1 protein-coding gene is annotated in these 839 nt (G+C 73.5%); it reads left to right on the top strand.

The genetic code is table 11. The features are described from left to right. The coding region (locus ACNAVT_RS31780; RefSeq protein WP_416301692.1) for a replication initiator at positions 1-839 on the top strand (839 nt) is incomplete at both ends.

Here is an 839-nt window from a genome sequence, read left to right as displayed (position 1 = left end):
CAGCTGCTCACCGTCGACCCCGCCACCGGACGTGTCCTCGACCAGCGGCACACCGACGGCATGCCCGACTCGGTCATCTACACCGCCTGCGGCAACCGCCGCGCAACCGTCTGCCCCTCCTGCGCCCAGACCTACCAGCGCGACGCGTTCCAGCTGCTCCGCGCCGGCCTGGTCGGCGGCAAGGGTGTCCCGGAGTCGGTCGCCGAGCATCCGGCGGTGTTCGCGACCTTCACCGCCCCGTCGTTCGGGCCGGTCCACACCCGGGTCGTCCGCAAGCACACCTGCGGCAACCGGAAGCGCTGCGACTGCCGCGCGGAGCCGTGCCACGCCCGCCGCGCCACCGACCCGACCGCCGGCCTCTGCCCCCACAGCCGGCCCGCCGTCTGCTGGACCCGCCATGAGGCCGGAGACGCTGTCCTCGGCCGGCCGTTGTGCCTGGACTGCTACGACCACGACCACCAGGTCGTCTGGAACCTGTTCTCCGGCGAGCTCTGGCACCGCACCAAGCAAGCCGCGGAACGCTGGCTCGCCAAACTCGCCCGCCGACGCGGCATCCCCCGCGTCGAGATCGTCACCGCCTCCGGGAAGACGCGGAAGGTCGCCCCGGTCCGGCTGTCGCCCGGGAAGGTCGCCGAGCTGCAAGCCCGGGGAGCCGTGCACTTCCACGGCATCGCCCGCCTCGACGGCATCAACCCCGACGACCCCGACGCGATCGTCCCACCCCCGGCCGGGTTCACCGTCGCCGACCTCGTCGACGCGCTCCACCACGCCGCCGAACAGATCGCGTTCCACACCCCGAGCCATCCGGACCGGCCGGACGGCTGGCCGATCGCCTGGGG

This window comes from Micromonospora sp. SL4-19 (genome assembly GCF_047921475.1).
Lineage (GTDB): Bacteria > Actinomycetota > Actinomycetes > Mycobacteriales > Micromonosporaceae > Micromonospora.
Note: the sequence above shows the minus strand (reverse complement) of the source record. Positions and strands in the feature narration are given on the sequence as shown.